This window comes from Paenibacillus sp. FSL H3-0457, assembly GCF_037981725.1.
Taxonomy (GTDB): domain Bacteria; phylum Bacillota; class Bacilli; order Paenibacillales; family Paenibacillaceae; genus Paenibacillus; species Paenibacillus amylolyticus.
In genome coordinates, this window is record NZ_CP150283.1 from 1,769,288 (window position 1) to 1,784,602 (window position 15,315).

At 46.7% G+C, this 15,315-nt stretch carries 16 protein-coding genes; 10 read left to right on the top strand and 6 right to left on the bottom strand.

The annotated features are described in order from the left end of the window. Positions 1 to 267 precede the first annotated feature (267 nt). From MHH25_RS07820 to MHH25_RS07865, 10 genes are all read left to right on the top strand, one after another. On the top strand, positions 268 to 687 hold the full coding sequence (locus tag MHH25_RS07820; RefSeq protein WP_340019676.1) for a hypothetical protein: 420 nt from the start codon (positions 268 to 270) through the stop codon (positions 685 to 687). Next, positions 684 to 1,973, top strand: coding sequence for an ammonium transporter (locus tag MHH25_RS07825; protein ID WP_340019677.1), 1,290 nt, complete (start codon positions 684 to 686; stop codon positions 1,971 to 1,973). The genes MHH25_RS07820 and MHH25_RS07825 overlap by 4 nt, the downstream gene beginning before the upstream one ends. 341 nt (positions 1,974 to 2,314) lie before the next feature. Continuing rightward, the gene (locus tag MHH25_RS07830) at positions 2,315 to 3,256 is read left to right on the top strand and encodes a YwqG family protein (protein ID WP_340019678.1); all 942 of its coding nucleotides are present in this window, start codon (positions 2,315 to 2,317) and stop codon (positions 3,254 to 3,256) included. Between the two features lie 174 nt (positions 3,257 to 3,430). Beyond that, positions 3,431 to 3,889: a DinB family protein gene (locus tag MHH25_RS07835; RefSeq protein ID WP_051449640.1), complete on the top strand. Its 459-nt coding sequence runs from the start codon at positions 3,431 to 3,433 to the stop codon at positions 3,887 to 3,889. A gap of 107 nt (positions 3,890 to 3,996) precedes the next feature. Then, on the top strand, positions 3,997 to 4,950 hold the full coding sequence (locus MHH25_RS07840; RefSeq protein ID WP_340019679.1) for an aminoglycoside phosphotransferase family protein: 954 nt from the start codon (positions 3,997 to 3,999) through the stop codon (positions 4,948 to 4,950). Between the two features lie 29 nt (positions 4,951 to 4,979). Further along, positions 4,980 to 5,684, top strand: a complete 705-nt coding sequence (locus tag MHH25_RS07845) for a response regulator transcription factor (protein WP_026081203.1) — start codon at positions 4,980 to 4,982, stop codon at positions 5,682 to 5,684. 55 nt (positions 5,685 to 5,739) lie between these two features. Continuing rightward, a complete protein-coding gene (locus MHH25_RS07850) occupies positions 5,740 to 6,873 on the top strand; it encodes a HAMP domain-containing sensor histidine kinase (protein WP_101314088.1) in 1,134 nt (377 codons plus the stop codon). A 99-nt stretch (positions 6,874 to 6,972) separates the two neighbouring features. Then, complete coding sequence (locus MHH25_RS07855; protein WP_036610683.1) at positions 6,973 to 7,713, top strand: hypothetical protein; 741 nt, start codon at positions 6,973 to 6,975, stop codon at positions 7,711 to 7,713. Further along, the gene (locus tag MHH25_RS07860; protein WP_340019680.1) at positions 7,707 to 9,575 is read left to right on the top strand and encodes a PBP1A family penicillin-binding protein; all 1,869 of its coding nucleotides are present in this window, start codon (positions 7,707 to 7,709) and stop codon (positions 9,573 to 9,575) included. The genes MHH25_RS07855 and MHH25_RS07860 overlap by 7 nt, the downstream gene beginning before the upstream one ends. A gap of 110 nt (positions 9,576 to 9,685) precedes the next feature. Continuing rightward, positions 9,686 to 10,231 carry a DUF2569 domain-containing protein gene (locus tag MHH25_RS07865; RefSeq protein ID WP_340019681.1) on the top strand — a complete coding sequence of 182 codons (546 nt, stop codon included), beginning with the start codon at positions 9,686 to 9,688 and terminating at the stop codon, positions 10,229 to 10,231. A 128-nt stretch (positions 10,232 to 10,359) separates the two neighbouring features. Here the strand turns inward: MHH25_RS07865 and MHH25_RS07870 are convergent, their stop codons facing one another. The 6 genes from MHH25_RS07870 to MHH25_RS07895 form a co-directional block, all read right to left on the bottom strand. After that, on the bottom strand, positions 10,360 to 10,818 hold the full coding sequence (locus tag MHH25_RS07870; RefSeq protein WP_036610676.1) for a threonine/serine exporter family protein: 459 nt from the start codon (positions 10,816 to 10,818) through the stop codon (positions 10,360 to 10,362). An 18-nt stretch (positions 10,819 to 10,836) separates the two neighbouring features. Further along, positions 10,837 to 11,598, bottom strand: coding sequence for a threonine/serine exporter family protein (locus MHH25_RS07875; RefSeq protein WP_036669533.1), 762 nt, complete (start codon positions 11,596 to 11,598; stop codon positions 10,837 to 10,839). A 235-nt stretch (positions 11,599 to 11,833) separates the two neighbouring features. Then, entirely contained in the window at positions 11,834 to 12,139 is a 306-nt protein-coding gene (locus MHH25_RS07880; RefSeq protein ID WP_036669286.1) for a hypothetical protein, read from the bottom strand. A 64-nt stretch (positions 12,140 to 12,203) separates the two neighbouring features. Continuing rightward, the gene (locus MHH25_RS07885; protein ID WP_340019682.1) at positions 12,204 to 13,247 is read right to left on the bottom strand and encodes a S66 peptidase family protein; all 1,044 of its coding nucleotides are present in this window, start codon (positions 13,245 to 13,247) and stop codon (positions 12,204 to 12,206) included. A gap of 97 nt (positions 13,248 to 13,344) precedes the next feature. Next, positions 13,345 to 14,679 (bottom strand): DUF4179 domain-containing protein, encoded by a 1,335-nt coding sequence (locus MHH25_RS07890; protein ID WP_340019683.1) that lies wholly within the window; start codon positions 14,677 to 14,679, stop codon positions 13,345 to 13,347. Beyond that, positions 14,676 to 15,191, bottom strand: coding sequence for a sigma-70 family RNA polymerase sigma factor (locus MHH25_RS07895; protein ID WP_076327227.1), 516 nt, complete (start codon positions 15,189 to 15,191; stop codon positions 14,676 to 14,678). Before MHH25_RS07895 ends, MHH25_RS07890 begins: the two co-directional genes overlap by 4 nt. Positions 15,192 to 15,315 lie beyond the last annotated feature (124 nt).

Sequence of the window (15,315 nt, forward strand, 5' to 3'; positions counted from 1 at the left end):
ATACAGGTTCTATGATGCGGGTAGTCTGTGTATGTTCATTACCCCAAATGTGGATGCTTATTCTATAAGCATTGAGAATGGAAAGAGTGAATGCGAACCTGGGCAACATTATCCTTTGTTAGATGTAATTCGTGGCAAATAAAAAAAGCCGTTCTCCATGAACGGTTCATTTAAATCCATCCCAAGTCCAAAAAAAGATTGACGGGCTGACCCCGGCAAACTATAATCGGTACAAGTAACTTTATATGTAAGGAGTCCTGACATGATATGTTAGTAATCGACGAGGTGTATCACCATACAGCATTGCAAATATCATCGTCCGATTTATTGTACCTTATCGAACGGCTGAAGGTCAAAAAAGAAAATGAGATCCAAACGCTCAAGAAAAAGATCGAACAGTTCGAACAGAAGCGTCGAGCGGAAGAGGTCGCTTATCAATCGTTGTCGCCCGTACGCAAGTGGTTTGCGGGACGCCCCGCATCCCATCATCAGGCGGTGGAATATATGGTGCAGGTGAAGGAACGTTTTCGCAAGATGGAACAGATTCGCAGACGCATACGTGATCTGGACCAGATCGCAGAACAAATTAAGCATCCGGACAGCATTGAGCGGGACGAGATTGAGCTTGCGCCCGATACAATCCGTGAGCTCAGACAGCTTAGTGAAACGGAGGATGTACAAGCATGACTTTGGAGACGTTAAGCACCGGGATTGATACGGTCTGGGTCGTACTGAGTGCAGCAATGATTTTATTGATGGAGGGTGGATTCGCCCTGCTTGAGGCTGGCTTTGTGCGTTATAAAAATAGTGTGAACATTATTATGAAGGTTTTTGCTGACATTACGATTGGGACGTTGCTGTTCTATGCCATCGGTTTTGGACTGATGTATGGTTCGGACGTTGGCGGTTTTGCGGGAGTAACGGGATTTTTCCTGAATGGGGATTTGTCTCACCTGGACGTGCCGGTATCTCTGGAGACATTCTGGTTGTTCCAGGCGGCCTTTACCATTGCCGTTATTTCCATCGTTTCGGGAGCGGTAGCCGAGCGGATCAACTTCCGTGCTTATCTTTTGTATATCATATTGATGACGGCAATCATCTATCCGATTGGTGGACACTGGGCATGGGGCGGCGGCTGGCTTAGTCAGCTGGGGATGCAGGACTTTGCCGGTTCGGCTGTCATCCATGCACTCGGCGGATTCTCGGCATTGGCGGCTGCGATTATCATCGGCCCGCGTAAAGGGAAGTACACGCCACTTGGCGTAAGTGCCATTGCACTCCCGAGCAATCTGCCACTGGCATCTGTAGGTGCATTTCTGTTATGGTTCGGCTGGTTTGGCTTCAATGCGGGTAGTACACTCAGCGCGACAGATGTAAGAATTGGTCACATTGCGATTGTCACGATGTTATCTGCGGCTTCGGGTGGTGCGGTTACGCTACTGTATACGTTATTCCGCTTCAATCGTTCAGATGCACCCTCGGTCATTAACGGTTCGCTTGCGGGACTGGTCGGTATTACGGCAGGCTGTGCTTTTGTTGGCGATGTAGCAGCGATATTCATTGGGGCAGTATCCGGCTTATTGATGATGGCTGCCACTAACTGGCTGGACCGTCAGCAGATTGATGATCCAGTTGGTGCTTTCCCGGTGCATGCCGCATCAGGAATGTGGGGCACGATTGCTGTAGGTCTTTTTGCCACGGATGGTGGATTATTTATGGGCGGCGGCTGGAGGTTGCTGGGTGTTCAGGCACTTGGCCTTACAGCCCTGGTCATCTGGGGATTCGCCATGACTTGGATCGGGTTAAAGTTGATTGGAAAAATTGTGCCTGTACGTTCGACAGAAGAAGAGGAAGATCTAGGTCTGGATATCAGTTATCATGGTGTGATGGCAGCCCATCAGGCCCATGAATTCCTGGACGGTGAGGAGCATATGCGTGCTTACCAGGAAAAGTCTTCTGATCCAAATCGTTAAATGGAATATAGGATAAAGAAGTAGACTGACAAGGAGTGTCAGTCTCTTTTTTCTATATAAATTGAACTACATATTTACACGAGAACGTAGAGGACAGGAAGAACCTGAAGAAGCGAAGAGTTCGCCTTTATCCCCGGATTTTTACCTTTGCAAAGGTGAATCTAAAAAATTCTGGGGATAACAGCGATCGGAAGGTTGTTCTGTCATCGGAGTGGTAAGTGTAAAATATTCTTAAGTTCAATTTATACAGAAGCAGGGAAAGACGTCCGGGCAGAAGAATATACAGGTGTGAACCTGAATATGTCTCAGCATAGGTGTATTGTCAAAAGGGGAGGATCTATATGATTAAGCCAGAACAATGTGAACGTCTGAGCAGAAAAGCCCGTAAAACACTTGAGGAATATGGTTTGGGAGTTGCTGCCGATCTGCTGTTGTCCTCAAGCCGCTGGGGAATTCGCCTCGATGTATCCACACTGGACGAATATCGCAGAACAGGAAACTCACGTGTGGGTGGACATCCGGATTTGCCAAGTCGCATGGGATGGCCCGTAACACAAGAAGGAGTTCCAATGACTTTCCTGGCCCAACTGAACCTGGTGGATTTGTCGCCGTATACGCCGAATGATGGGCGCGGGACTTTGCCTGAACGTGGAATGTTATACTTTTTCGTTGGCAAGGATGAATCTGCTTGTCCCATTGAACATCGTGTGATTTTTGAGCCAAGTTCTCATAACCTCATAAGGCGAGAGCCTGAAGGTGATACCGCGCTGGATGGAGCCCCGTTTGTTGCACATTCGGTGACCGTGCTGCCTAATCTTGAGTTTCCTACATATGCATACATTGACGCCAACGCGCTGAATGAGCTCTCGCCGCTTCGGCTTGAGACCGATGAGACCGAATCGGAAGTAAGTCTGTATGACCGTTACCTTGAATTCGAGTCGAGTTGGAATCATCCAAGTACGCTGAATTGGGGCGGTATGTTTGGATATCCTGACGGGCAGCATCCGGATGCCGAGCATCGTGCCTTGTTACAGATCGCACTGGGAGAAGAGTACGATTATAATGAGCAGGAATGTGAGAAGAAGCTGACCAAGCATTACGGCGGTGATGAGGATCGGACACGGCAGGAACTATCCGATACGCTACTGCTGTTGAAGATAGATACACATGATGCTATTGGTTTCCAATGGTGGGATTGCGGGGAACTGCAATTTTTCATTCGCAAGTCTGACTTGGAGGCTGGACGATTCGAGCAAACGTATTGTTCGTTATACTCAAGTTGAGCAAAGATTTGAAAACAAATAGGCAACAAAATGTCCTGAATCCCGTCTATATGAAGGAGGAAGGACTTTTTTTGTTCGTAGATTGATAGATTTGGGGTATATATTAAGGAGGGATATCTTGGTTGATAACCGATCATATGTTCTGTATAATGGGATAAAAAGGAAGTGTGACTGTTGATTCAATCTGCGTTCAAACATATTGACGTGGCCGTAACATCGTTGATTGATATATGTGATCAATTGTCGGAAGAAGACTTGGCTTTGACTCCAATTGAAGGTAAACGACCTGTTGGAGAATTACTAGCCCATCTGTCTGTGATCTGCCGAGCGGATGTTTATATTTCCGAAGGTGCATCGGAGGAAGAGATGGCTCAATTCTATGCAGAGAATCAGGTGCATTCGCTCGGTGAGATCAAGCAGGCTCTGATTGATAACCAGATGTATCTATACCAACGGTACAGGCAGTTTAACACGGAAGAGTTATTACATGTGACGGATTCGTACTGGGGAGCTTCCTATAGTCGGCTGGAGTGGCTGCTTGAGATTATGGGACATGTGTATCATCACAGGGGACAATTGTATACGATGCTGACCCTGACGGGCAAAGAACCCGAATCAGTACTTTTTAAATAGAAACGGATAGAATACATATAAGCATGTTATAGGAAATATCATGGGTTAAAGTGGGAATAGACCGACGATACTACACGCCATACGTGAAATAACGGAGGATTCGGGACGTGGAACAACACGATACATGGAATGCATCGATGGACAATACGTTGATTGACAGGTTAAAACAGATTCCTGAACTTGGTCAGGCCACGCGGATTGAACCTGTTATGAAGGGTTATTCAGCAGATACTAAATTCAAAATGTTTGTCCCTGGTCAAGGCCATGTGCTGGTGAGGGTGTATGATATTGCTGAGGAATGGATGAAGCAAAGGGAATATCAATATTTGCAAAGCATGCAACAATTAGGTGTACTGTGTCCAGCAACGTTGGGCACAGGTAGATTGGATGAGAAGAACGGATATATGATTCTTAGCTACATTGAAGGCGAAGATGCTTCCGAGAGACTGCCTCAGCTGAATGAACAGCAGCAGTGGGCGGTTGGTTTGGAAGCAGGAGCGCAGCTACAGCTGATTCACCAGTTGCCGATGGAGGGACAGATCGAATCATGGTACATACGCAAGAGCACCAAGCATCAACGTTACGTGGAGCGCTATAAACAGTGCCCTATCGTGATGAAAGAGGATCATGTTATTCTAACGTTTATTGCAGACCATCTTGGTTGGATGAAAAATCGTCCAGATGGATTTCAGCATGATGACTTTCACCCGAGCAATCTCGTCGTTAAGCAGGATAAACTCGCAGGAGTGATTGATTTTAATCGTTATGATCAAGGTGATCCCATTCATGAATTTTTGAAGCTGGGTTTGTTTGCTTCGGAGATCAGTATTCCATATTCCATAGGTCAAATTCAAGGCTATTTCGATGGCAATGAACCGGATGAGTTATTCTGGAGATTGTATTCACTGTATACGGCTATGGCGCTGGTGTCTTCTGTAGTGTGGATTCAGCAGGTGAAGCCTGAAGAGACGCTTGAGATGATGGCCAAGATCGAGCGTGTCCGTGAAGATCACGATGATTTTCGCAGTTTCATCCCTCGGTGGTATACTTTGAACAGGTAAGGAATTATGGAAGGGAAAGGAATAATGCCGTGGCACAGCCAGCAACCATTCTGCTTGTGGATGATGAGCAGGAGATTATTAAACTGATGGAAATTTATTTTGGCAACGAGGGTTATCGGATTCTCACCGCGAATGATGGGCTTGAAGCACTGGAACAATTGAAAAAAGAGTCGATCGATCTCATTATTCTGGATGTCATGATGCCAAATATGGACGGAATCGAAGCTTGTATGAAAATTCGGGAAGAGCAGAAAATGCCGATTATTATGCTGTCCGCCAAAAGTATGGATATGGATAAAATCACAGGGCTAAGCATCGGTGCCGATGATTATGTGACCAAGCCGTTTAACCCGCTTGAACTTGTCGCACGGGCGAAATCCCAGCTGCGCAGGTATCATACCTTCAATGAAGGTCGGGAGAACAAAGAGCACGAGTGGGTTATTGATGATCTGGTCATAAATACCGATACACATGAAGTTTGGGTGGATGAGCAGCCGGTTCGTCTGACTCCGCGTGAATTTGCTGTTCTTGAATTACTGGCTCGTCACCAAGGTTCAGTACTTAGTATGGAACAGATCTATCGTCAAGTCTGGAAAGAAGAATTCATGGAGTCGAATAATACAGTCATGGTACATATTCGCAAGATTCGTGAGAAGATTGAACTCGACAGCAAACACCCCAAGTTTATTCAGACCGTATGGGGTGTAGGTTATAAGATGATCAAACCGCAATAAACATGTACATTCACAGGATGTCGTGTAACATGAACACATTCAGGGAGTTCCTACTATGAATTCAAAGTTGATTAATACAGTCCGATGGAAATTTATCTATGCATTTCTGCTGAGCGGTATATTAACTGCAGTTATTTTGTACGGGGGTAGTAAGGTGGGGCAGACCATCCTGGAAGCTCAGACGTATCCGGATTATTCCATTCCAGCCCAAGGGATCAGGTGGTTGGTGAATAATATCGGTTCGGTGCCTTTGATGATTGTGGTAGGCGTGCTTGGTTTTGTGCTGTTTTTTTTCCTGTTCTCACGCAAGGTGATGCGGGTCCTGGATGAAATTACGGCGGGGATTCAGGAGGTTGCCAAAGGAGAGTTATCCCATCGCATCGAAGTGAAAACCTCGGATGAATTCGGAGTCGTTGCTGCAAGCATTAATCAGATGGCTGAACAATTGCAGTTATCGCTTCAGGAAGAGCGTAATGCAGTTGCTGCCAAAAACGATCTGATTACGGGGATATCACATGATCTGAGAACACCACTCACTTCTATTCTGGGATTTCTGGAGTACATCGAGAAGGATCGCTACCAAGATGAGATTGAGATGCGCTATTACGTTAGCATTGCCTATGAGAAATCCTTGACCCTTCGCAAGTTAATTGATGACTTGTTCGAATATACGCGTGTGAGTGGCGGGAGCCTTCCGTTATCTCTGCAAGCGTTGAACCTGAATTCGTTTCTGATGCAGCTGGCTGAAGAGTTTGCTCCCATGCTGGAGGATGCTGGCATGACCTACAAGATCATCGGCGGGCAAGACCCACTATGGATACAGGCTACTCCGGGGGAGCTTGTAAGAGCATATGAGAATCTGTTCAGCAATGCCATTCGGTATGGTTCGCAAGGTAAACTAATGGAGATTGGGCTGGCCCTTGAAGGTAAAGAGGCTGTAGTCCGCATCAGTAATTATGGTGATCCGATTCCGGCACAAGATCTGCCACATCTATTTGATCGATTCTATCGGGTAGATAAATCCCGTTCCCGCGATACGGGAGGTACCGGTCTCGGCCTGGCGATTGCCAAATCGATGATTGAATTACATCGAGGAAGTATTGTTGCTTACAGTGAAAATGGCAGAACGGATTTTGTTACCCGTTTCCCTGTAACCGCTGCTTCACCAAGTAATTACTCAGAGGAATAAAAATTAAGAATTTGGTAAGAAGTTAGCCACTATCTCATTAAGAAATATTCGGTATTCTACCTCTATTACCATATTATTGTATAGAGGAGGATACCGAATATGAAGTCTCAATTTAGTACAGTAAGACTAAGATACATATACATTGGAGGAGCAAGCGCGTTACTGAGCGCAGCGCTCCTTTTTGTCGTTTATCACGTGCTACGGTTTGCCCACAATCACATCCTTCCAGATGCAGCATGGATAACGCGTATGATGAACTGGGGAATCAATCATATCGGAACAAAGCCGCTCTTTATCTTCATTGGAGGAGCCATGTTTGCGATCTTTTTCTGGATTCGATCCCAGAAGATTGCGGAAGATCTCAGTCAACTTGCACGCGGAACAGCCGAACTTGCATTGGGCCACAATCCTGGAAGAATTGATGTTCTAAGTGGTGGTGAACTACGACAAATTGCTGCCAATCTGAATGTAATTACGTTTCTCCTGCATGAGGAAGGGCTGAGCAGATCAGAACCGAAACATGAGAGAAGAGAGGTAGAGGGAGCGTTTATTCAGCATGAGCAACCCGGCCTTCAGCAACATAATGAAGAAGACAAGGAGAACACTCAAACTATTTCTACACAGGTTGACCTACCGATAAAACTTACTCTCTACGGTATTCAATCTTCTCTGGATGAGATTATCCAAGGGCGGTGTCAGGACGAGATGGAAGTTCAGCATTGGGTCAAGTTGGCGTATGAACAGACATTGCTGCTTCATCATGCTCTGGAGATTACACAACGAGATAGACAGGAACACGAAGTTTCAATTGAACGGGTACACAAGGAGCCTGAATGTTGAAACACGTGAGCAAGCGATGGATGTATTACGTTTTTGATGCCGCAGTGGTTGTAGTTTTGATATTGACCCTTTTCTATCTCTATCTGATTACTTATGGCGAAGGAATGCTTCGCAATCGTCCAGAGGCCATGCAGGTGGCTTCTTCAACCATTATTACGAATGCAGAGGGGACCGAAATTTCGAGGTTGCATACGCAGACCAAAGGATATTCCGAATATGCTGAACTGAACGCTATGCCAGATTTATTAAAGATGGCTTTTTTGGCTACAGAAGATCGACGTTTCTACAACCATGATGGACTGGATTTCATCGGACTTGGCAGAGCCATTATGCAAGACATCTTACATATGAATCTGAGTCAGGGAGGAAGCTCCATTACGCAGCAACTGGCAAGAAATCTGTATTTGAATGGGGATAAAACGTTGGGTCGAAAGGTGAATGAGATATCGATTGCGATGGCCCTGGAGAAGAAGTATAGCAAGGATGAAATTCTGGAAATGTATCTGAATCAGATCTACATGGGACGCCAGCAGTATGGTGTAAAAGCGGCAGCCTGGCGGTATTTCGGAATTAAGGATATGCACCAATTGAAACTATGGCAGATTGCTACATTAGCTGGAATGCCCAAAGGTCCATCCATATACAATCCAGTAGATCATCCTGAGCTTTCCAAACAAAGACGTGCCGTTATCCTTGGACTAATGCATGAACAGGGACTAATTACACGAAAGCAGATGCTCCAAGCCCGTGACGTCGATTTCACGCCGCCTGAAACCGTATTGAATGCAACAACTTCACCGGGCTTGAGCGAGCCCGCATATGTGTCTGCCGTGGATGCTGTGATTCAGGAGGCTTCTCGGCTCACAGGTAAAAGTGAAGCAGAGATTCAATCGGCAGGTTGGGTTATTCAAACTGGGCTAGACGAACAGGCACAACTGGCGATGGAAGAAACATTTGCAGACGCTACCCGATTCCCCGATGATCGCCAAGACGAGCAGGTCCAGGCAAGTATGGTTATTATCGACCAGCACAACGGTGAAGTGAAAGCGATGATGGGTGGACGTAATCCTTTAAAAGGGGGCATCAACCGGGCGATTATGGATGCAAGGCAGCCAGGTTCATCTTTTAAACCGATTATTGCATATGGCCCTGCGTTGGAGTCGGGGAAGTTCAAGCCAGAGAGTATACTACCGGATAAACGCATGCAATATGGCAGCTATCAACCTTCCAATCTCGGTGGGCGTTACAGTGGTTCAATAGCCATGTCCCAAGCCTTGCAAAAGTCTATTAATGCCCCAGCCGTATGGCTGCTTCATGAGAACGGACTGAACGATGCACATCAATTTGCGGCACGGCTCGGTATTGAAATGGGGAAAGAAGATCTAAACCTCTCAATTGCCTTGGGAGGTGTGCATCAGGGAGTGTCGCCAATGAAGATGGCGCAGGCCTATACGGTGTTTGCGAATCATGGCAAATTGAATACAGCCCATCTGATACGCGAGATTACAGATTCACAAGGACGGACAATATTTGCTCATAAGTCGGAAAATAAGCAGGTAATCTCCTCCAGTACGGCGAATGCCATGACCAGAATGCTGCAAAATGTAGTCAGTCAGGGAACAGGAAGCCGGGCACAACTCGGTCAGCACAAGGTAGCAGGGAAAACGGGAACAACACAGGCTGCATTACCTGGTGTGGGAAGAGAGGCCAATCGGGATTTGTGGTTTGTGGGCTATACGAGCAGCTGGACTGCGGCGGTCTGGATGGGATTTGATCATACGGATGAAGAACATTATATGAGGTCAGGAAGTGGTGTTGCAGCGGAGTTGTTCGCAACAGTGATGAGACGTGCTACCCAATAGAATGCAAGAGAGAGACCTTAGTCCAGATGGTTCTTTCCTTCTCTTGGATAACACAGAAAATAGCTTCTAATGTATAATATGTGTCTTATCTATCGTAAACGGAGGCTGAAATGAACTATAAATATAGGGACTCGGAACTGGATACAAGCTCGCTGCAGCCTAAAAGTGGTATCAGACCGGAACGGCCTGGCATCTCCGGATTAGGCGGATGGCTTATATTAATTCAGATTGGCCTGTGGGTCACACTGGTGCTTCTTATTGCGGATATGTCGCAGGTAAATGTCATTATGGATCCGGTGAGATGGGAGGGTGTCCGTGGTGTTGATTCGGAACTTTATACTGAAGGGATACGCCCGCTCCTTTGGTTCGGAGTCATAAGCAGCGTCATGTTACTATTGCTCGTTATCGTGAATCTCGTACTGCTGCATAAGAAAAAAAGGCAATTTCCGCGCATGATGATTATTCTGTACATTGCAAATGTATTCATTGGAGTCGTGACATGGATCTTGATCGCACGAATTGAGATTCCGAGAGAGCAACATGTGCTCGATCCAACATCAGCATTTAATTTGACGATACGATCCATTCTGACATGTTGTATCTTTATCCCGTATTTTCTAAAGTCGGTACGTGTGAAAAATACGTTTGTGAAGTAAATAGAATATTGATTGATCTGCTACTCTATAATGCTCTATAAAAAGCGATACGTAAGGCCCGTAGGTATACAAGATTTTATCCTGTATGCTAACGGGCCTTACGTGTGCTGAATATGTGAAAAGAACGATTATTTCGATGATGATTTTGCCCGAAGTGAGGCGGGAATTCGGCGTATCATCTGGTTTAATACCTCGGATAACACAAGGCCTACGGCAATAGCGCCGGATAACATGAGTGCCTTGGCGGCCATCTCCATAGCGGCACTGTAGTCATTTTGCACAAAACTTCGCATTGCATTATACGCCAGTCCACCAGGAACGAGAGGAATGATGCCTGCGACGCTGAAGATGATGACGGGTGCGCGAAACATGCGAGAGAATACCTGGCTGATGACACCTACGGCTATGGTCGCTGCAAGTGTAGCAGGAACCGCATCCGCTGCATATTCAAGCACGATATAGATAATCCAGCCGATCATGCCGACAAATCCACCGTGGAGCAGCATGCGCCGTGGTGCGTTGAAGATGATCCCAAACGCGGCTGAGGCGACAAAACTGGTCAAGGCTTGTTCAATAAAATGGAGCATATCCTGCATTCCTCCGTCTTACATAAAAAGTGAAAATACAACTGCAATGCCTGTACCTATAGCAAAAGCAGTCAGAAATGCCTCGGCTCCCTTGGATAATCCGGAGACGAGATGTCCGGCCATCAGGTCGCGTACAGCATTGGTAATCAGCAGCCCCGGAACCAGCGGCATAACCGAACCAATGATGATTTTGTCCCGTTCATGACCTACTCCCATATAGATCAGGAGAAAAGCGAGTAAGCCAATGACAAAGGATGCCGTAAGCTCGGCAAAGAATTTGACCCGCACCAACCTGTGAAAGGCAATAACGGCTGCATAACCTATGCCCCCGCAGATTAACGCCGGAAGAAAGTCGCTCCAGCCCCCGCCAAACATAATGGTAAAACAACCACTGGATAACGCTGCGGCCGTAAGCTGCACAGCCGTTGAATAGGAGGAGGGCTTTCCTTCGATCTGTATCAACAGATCATGGGCTTCCTGAGCGGATAGCTCACCTTGTCCGATGCGACGGGAGACCGCATTCACCTCGGACACCTTGTCCAGATCCGTCGTACGCTCGGAGATACGAATGAGCTTGGCAGGTTCGGTTGCATCAACAGAGAAGAAGATGCCTGTCGGAACAACGTAACTGTGCGAATGGGGTAAGCCCAGCGCAGCTGCCATACGTTTCATCGTATCTTCCACACGGTAGGTTTCACCACCGCTTTGTAGCATGATTTTGCCTGCGAGCAGACAGATTGCAATCACGCGTGATTGTTCAGTAGGATTGCTGCCAATCATACCCGTCTCGGCTTGTGATACGGGTGATGAATCATGACGTATGTATTCCAACCGGATCAAGCTCCGTTTCATATGAGATATGGGGTGGTGCGACACCATTGTATCATATTTCACACGCTCGCAAGGAATCATACGGCACCATCGCCAAGACGATAAAAAAGCCTCGTTCCCAAGACTTGAAGATCTCAGGAGCGAAGCTTCTTGGAACAGGTTCGGATATAGAAGTATAATACCACTACATCAACAGTGTGATAACCAACAATTCATACAGCACAAGCGGCAAAATGGTTGGTCCAAACAAAGCGCGCGGTTCAGGATATCCATGCATCGGGGTAACCTGGAGATACAAAATACCCCGGTCTGCACTGATGACGACACCTTCCCACACTTGCCCATCGATATTCTGGACTTGTACCTTCTTGCCTATATGCTGCCGAGCTGTATGATGAAGCATATTCCGCACATTTTGCACGGATTGAAGCATCGGTTGATTGGCTTGATACACGACACGCGTGGATGGCGTGGATGTAGATTCAGACATGATGCACAACCCTTCCTCAAAATAAGTTCTTACTTCAAGGTATGCATCTGCCTATAAAAGGTGATTACACAAACGCCATCTCAAGGCTCCCGCGTCCATTTTCATAAGCGACTTTGCCTAATGCTCCATTCACAAAGGTGAGCTGGGGTGGAACATGGCCGAGATCCACATCGTACAGTACAGGGACATCCAGATCCCCAAGTGCAGAGGATAGGGCATCGGTGAAATTAAAATCCGCTGTATCGGAATAACCCGCAGGTCGGCCAAACATGAAACCTTTTACACCTGCAAACCAGCCAGCCTGTTTCATCTGCCACAGATGACGGTAGATATCCCCCGCATTCATTTCACAGCTTTCCAGATACCAGATCGTTCCTTCATCTGCACAGTACTGATCCAGATACGATTGGACGGGTGCATACGGCGTACCAATCAGACTAGTGATCGTATCCATACAGCCACCGATCAGCCGACCGGAGAACGACACAGCGGTATCTGCATCTTCCGAGTGGCCGAGCTGTTTCCAGCGCGAAGGTGTATCCAGGTTAAAACCAGGAGATTCCGGTTTCCATGCCGATTGATAATGTGTGGAAGACGATTGTTTGATCTGTCCGCCGTATTTGGTCTGTAACACATCAATCCAGCGCGCAGTCACGGGATCGAGGGCGTTTGATCTTAGATCAACATAATTGGTGCCATGTGCGGATGCTGTTCCAGTGATCAGGGTATAGGCGAACAGGAACGTACTGATATCCGAATATCCCATGACCCATTTTGGTGGTAATGTTTTCAAAGCTTCCCAATCCAGCAGGGGGAGGATATCCATCAGAAATTCCCCGCCCCATGGAGGGATAATGGCTTGAATATTTGGATTGCGGAAAAACTCATTCATCTCTTCGGCGCGTTCCTCTTTGGAGGCACTCACACATTTGGTGTTGTGGCGGAGCGATGGGCTTTCCAGCACGCCAAAACCAAGGCGCTCCATATTACGTTTGCTCTCCTCAAGATAATGGTATAGGGATTCGCCTACACCGCTGGAGGGTGCTGCTACACCGATGGTATTTCCCGGAGCGAGTGGCTGCGGATAACGGATGGAACGTTGATTCATATCTAAACACACCTTCCCTATGAACATCATTGCTCGTAATAATGAATGTTTCCATTATATAGAATATTTGCGATAATCACAGCCTACTGGTAGAAAATTAAGGATTAACAGGGATGTCCAATGAGAAGGGAGACTTTACTTTCATCGGATAGGTGGAGATGTTCATTTTCACTTCCCCTTTTAATTTGGCTCCATTTTTGATAGTAGAAGAAACAATCGTATGACTGTCATCCGTTCCCTCTCCACTACTCCAACTGGAGCCAGGGACTTCATATGACTTCCCTGTACTGTCTGTAACTTTCCTGAAAGTTAGAACGAACCCACCGTCCATCCTGCCAGCAACGGAGAAGTCAATAATTAGATCTTTGCCTTCGACCTTGCTGCCTACCATCTTCAATCCAGGTGGTCCACCTGTAATCCGGTGTGACTTCAGATCAAGGGTAAGATCCAACTCATCTTTATCCAATCCGGAGAAGCCAGATCCCTGTAACGTCAGCTTTTTCGGTATGGAGAAGTACATGCTTTCGAAGTATATGGAACGTTCATCCTCAACGGTTGAGGTATCTGTTCTCCACGCGAGGCCTTGCTCATCAACCAGTTGAAGATCGCTGAGGCCAAATACCTTCTTGGTATTTTTGGGATCAAAATTCACATCAAGCACAAGACGTGTTGGATACATAGTAGCCTGTTTCACATCAATACGCTGTCCATCCACTGTTAACGTCTGATTCACAGGAATGACCTTTTTCATACCTTTGGTAAGATTCTTGTCTACCGGGAACGTTATTTTCCACTTTTCTGCACGCGTTGTATCTCTGGCCTTAAACACGACGCTCAGCTCTTCAGGAGGAGAGGTTCCATCCGTGAAGATCACGTCTATCATATTCTCATTCACATTCTCGTCTGGTGAAGGTGTTGGATAAGCGTGAGTAAACGCAACTGGAAGATCTTTACCGTTCTCATCGAGCAGATCAATATCATAGTTGAATTTCTCGGGATCTTTCATGCCTTTCATCGTGTAAAAAATAACCATACGTGACTCGTCTGTGATAATGCCATCAACGGTCAAGGAAGTACCATCATGCTCGTCGGTGACACCGATCTTCTGCAAGAGAGACTGATCGATCGCCATCATTAATCCTTTGTCCTGGCGAATCATACTCACAATGCCCTCCATTCCGGGCAATTGCTCCACAAAGGACGCAAAGGCGGGAGAGACGCGGATACAACCGGTAAACAACAGGATGAGGGCAGCTGCCGAGATGGAGCTCATATACCAGCGCAGCCGGGACTTTCGCTTACGGGCAGCCTGGCGGATTCCGGACTGCACAGCCTGATAGGCAGCATCCGGTACAGGCATGTTTTCGTACTCCGTCTTTCGAGCATTCAGACGTTCTTCCAATGTGTCGAATGAATTTTGTTCATTCGTCATGAGGATACATCTCCCTTCGTTTCAAGTTGATCACGGAGCTGTCCGAGCGCCCGATGTAATCGAGATTTTACGGTTCCGGTCGGGATTTCGAGAATATCGGCAACTTCAGTTAAGGAGAAACCTTCGAAATAACTCAGAATAATAATCTGTTTGCAATCCCGGTCAAGAGTGGATACGGCAGCAGCAAGATCGGGGTCCGCAGGACGATCCCAGCTGCTGGATTCATGAATCTCGGTGACGGGACTGAATCGACTTTTGCGTTTGCGTTCGTCCGCACAGTAGTTGAGCAGAATGCGGATGAGCCAAGTGCCGAAGTAGGATGGTTCTTTTAATTTTTTGAGTTTACGGAACGCCCTGAACGTTGATTCCTGAATCGCTTCGAGCGCATCACCTTCGTTATGCAGGTAGGCATAGGCGATACGGTACAGTTGGCTCTGATGTAATTCCATTAAGGCTGCAAAAGCCTCGGCATCCCCTTTTTGTGCGGCGATGGTGAGCTGAGTAGGGGTCACATGGCTCCTCCTTTCCTGGATATGTTGAGTATTAGACCGCGTAAGGCTCCAAACGGTTCTTATTTTCTAAAAAAATATAATGTATCGGGATTTCTATAGAAGTTGAACGAAGTATTTACATGAG

Bases quoted from the DNA above. Each gene is read 5' to 3' on its own strand.
- MHH25_RS07820 (WP_340019676.1), top strand. From the start codon at position 268: ATGTTAGTAATCGACGAGGTGTATCACCATACAGCATTGCAAATATCA.
- MHH25_RS07825 (WP_340019677.1), top strand. From the start codon at position 684: ATGACTTTGGAGACGTTAAGCACCGGGATTGATACGGTCTGGGTCGTA.
- MHH25_RS07830 (WP_340019678.1), top strand. From the start codon at position 2,315: ATGATTAAGCCAGAACAATGTGAACGTCTGAGCAGAAAAGCCCGTAAA.
- MHH25_RS07850 (WP_101314088.1), top strand. From the start codon at position 5,740: ATGAATTCAAAGTTGATTAATACAGTCCGATGGAAATTTATCTATGCA.
- MHH25_RS07855 (WP_036610683.1), top strand. From the start codon at position 6,973: ATGAAGTCTCAATTTAGTACAGTAAGACTAAGATACATATACATTGGA.
- MHH25_RS07860 (WP_340019680.1), top strand. From the start codon at position 7,707: ATGTTGAAACACGTGAGCAAGCGATGGATGTATTACGTTTTTGATGCC.
- MHH25_RS07865 (WP_340019681.1), top strand. From the start codon at position 9,686: ATGAACTATAAATATAGGGACTCGGAACTGGATACAAGCTCGCTGCAG.
- MHH25_RS07870 (WP_036610676.1), bottom strand. From the start codon at position 10,818: ATGCTCCATTTTATTGAACAAGCCTTGACCAGTTTTGTCGCCTCAGCC.
- MHH25_RS07875 (WP_036669533.1), bottom strand. From the start codon at position 11,598: ATGATTGGCAGCAATCCTACTGAACAATCACGCGTGATTGCAATCTGT.
- MHH25_RS07880 (WP_036669286.1), bottom strand. From the start codon at position 12,139: ATGTCTGAATCTACATCCACGCCATCCACGCGTGTCGTGTATCAAGCC.
- MHH25_RS07885 (WP_340019682.1), bottom strand. From the start codon at position 13,247: ATGAATCAACGTTCCATCCGTTATCCGCAGCCACTCGCTCCGGGAAAT.
- MHH25_RS07890 (WP_340019683.1), bottom strand. From the start codon at position 14,679: ATGACGAATGAACAAAATTCATTCGACACATTGGAAGAACGTCTGAAT.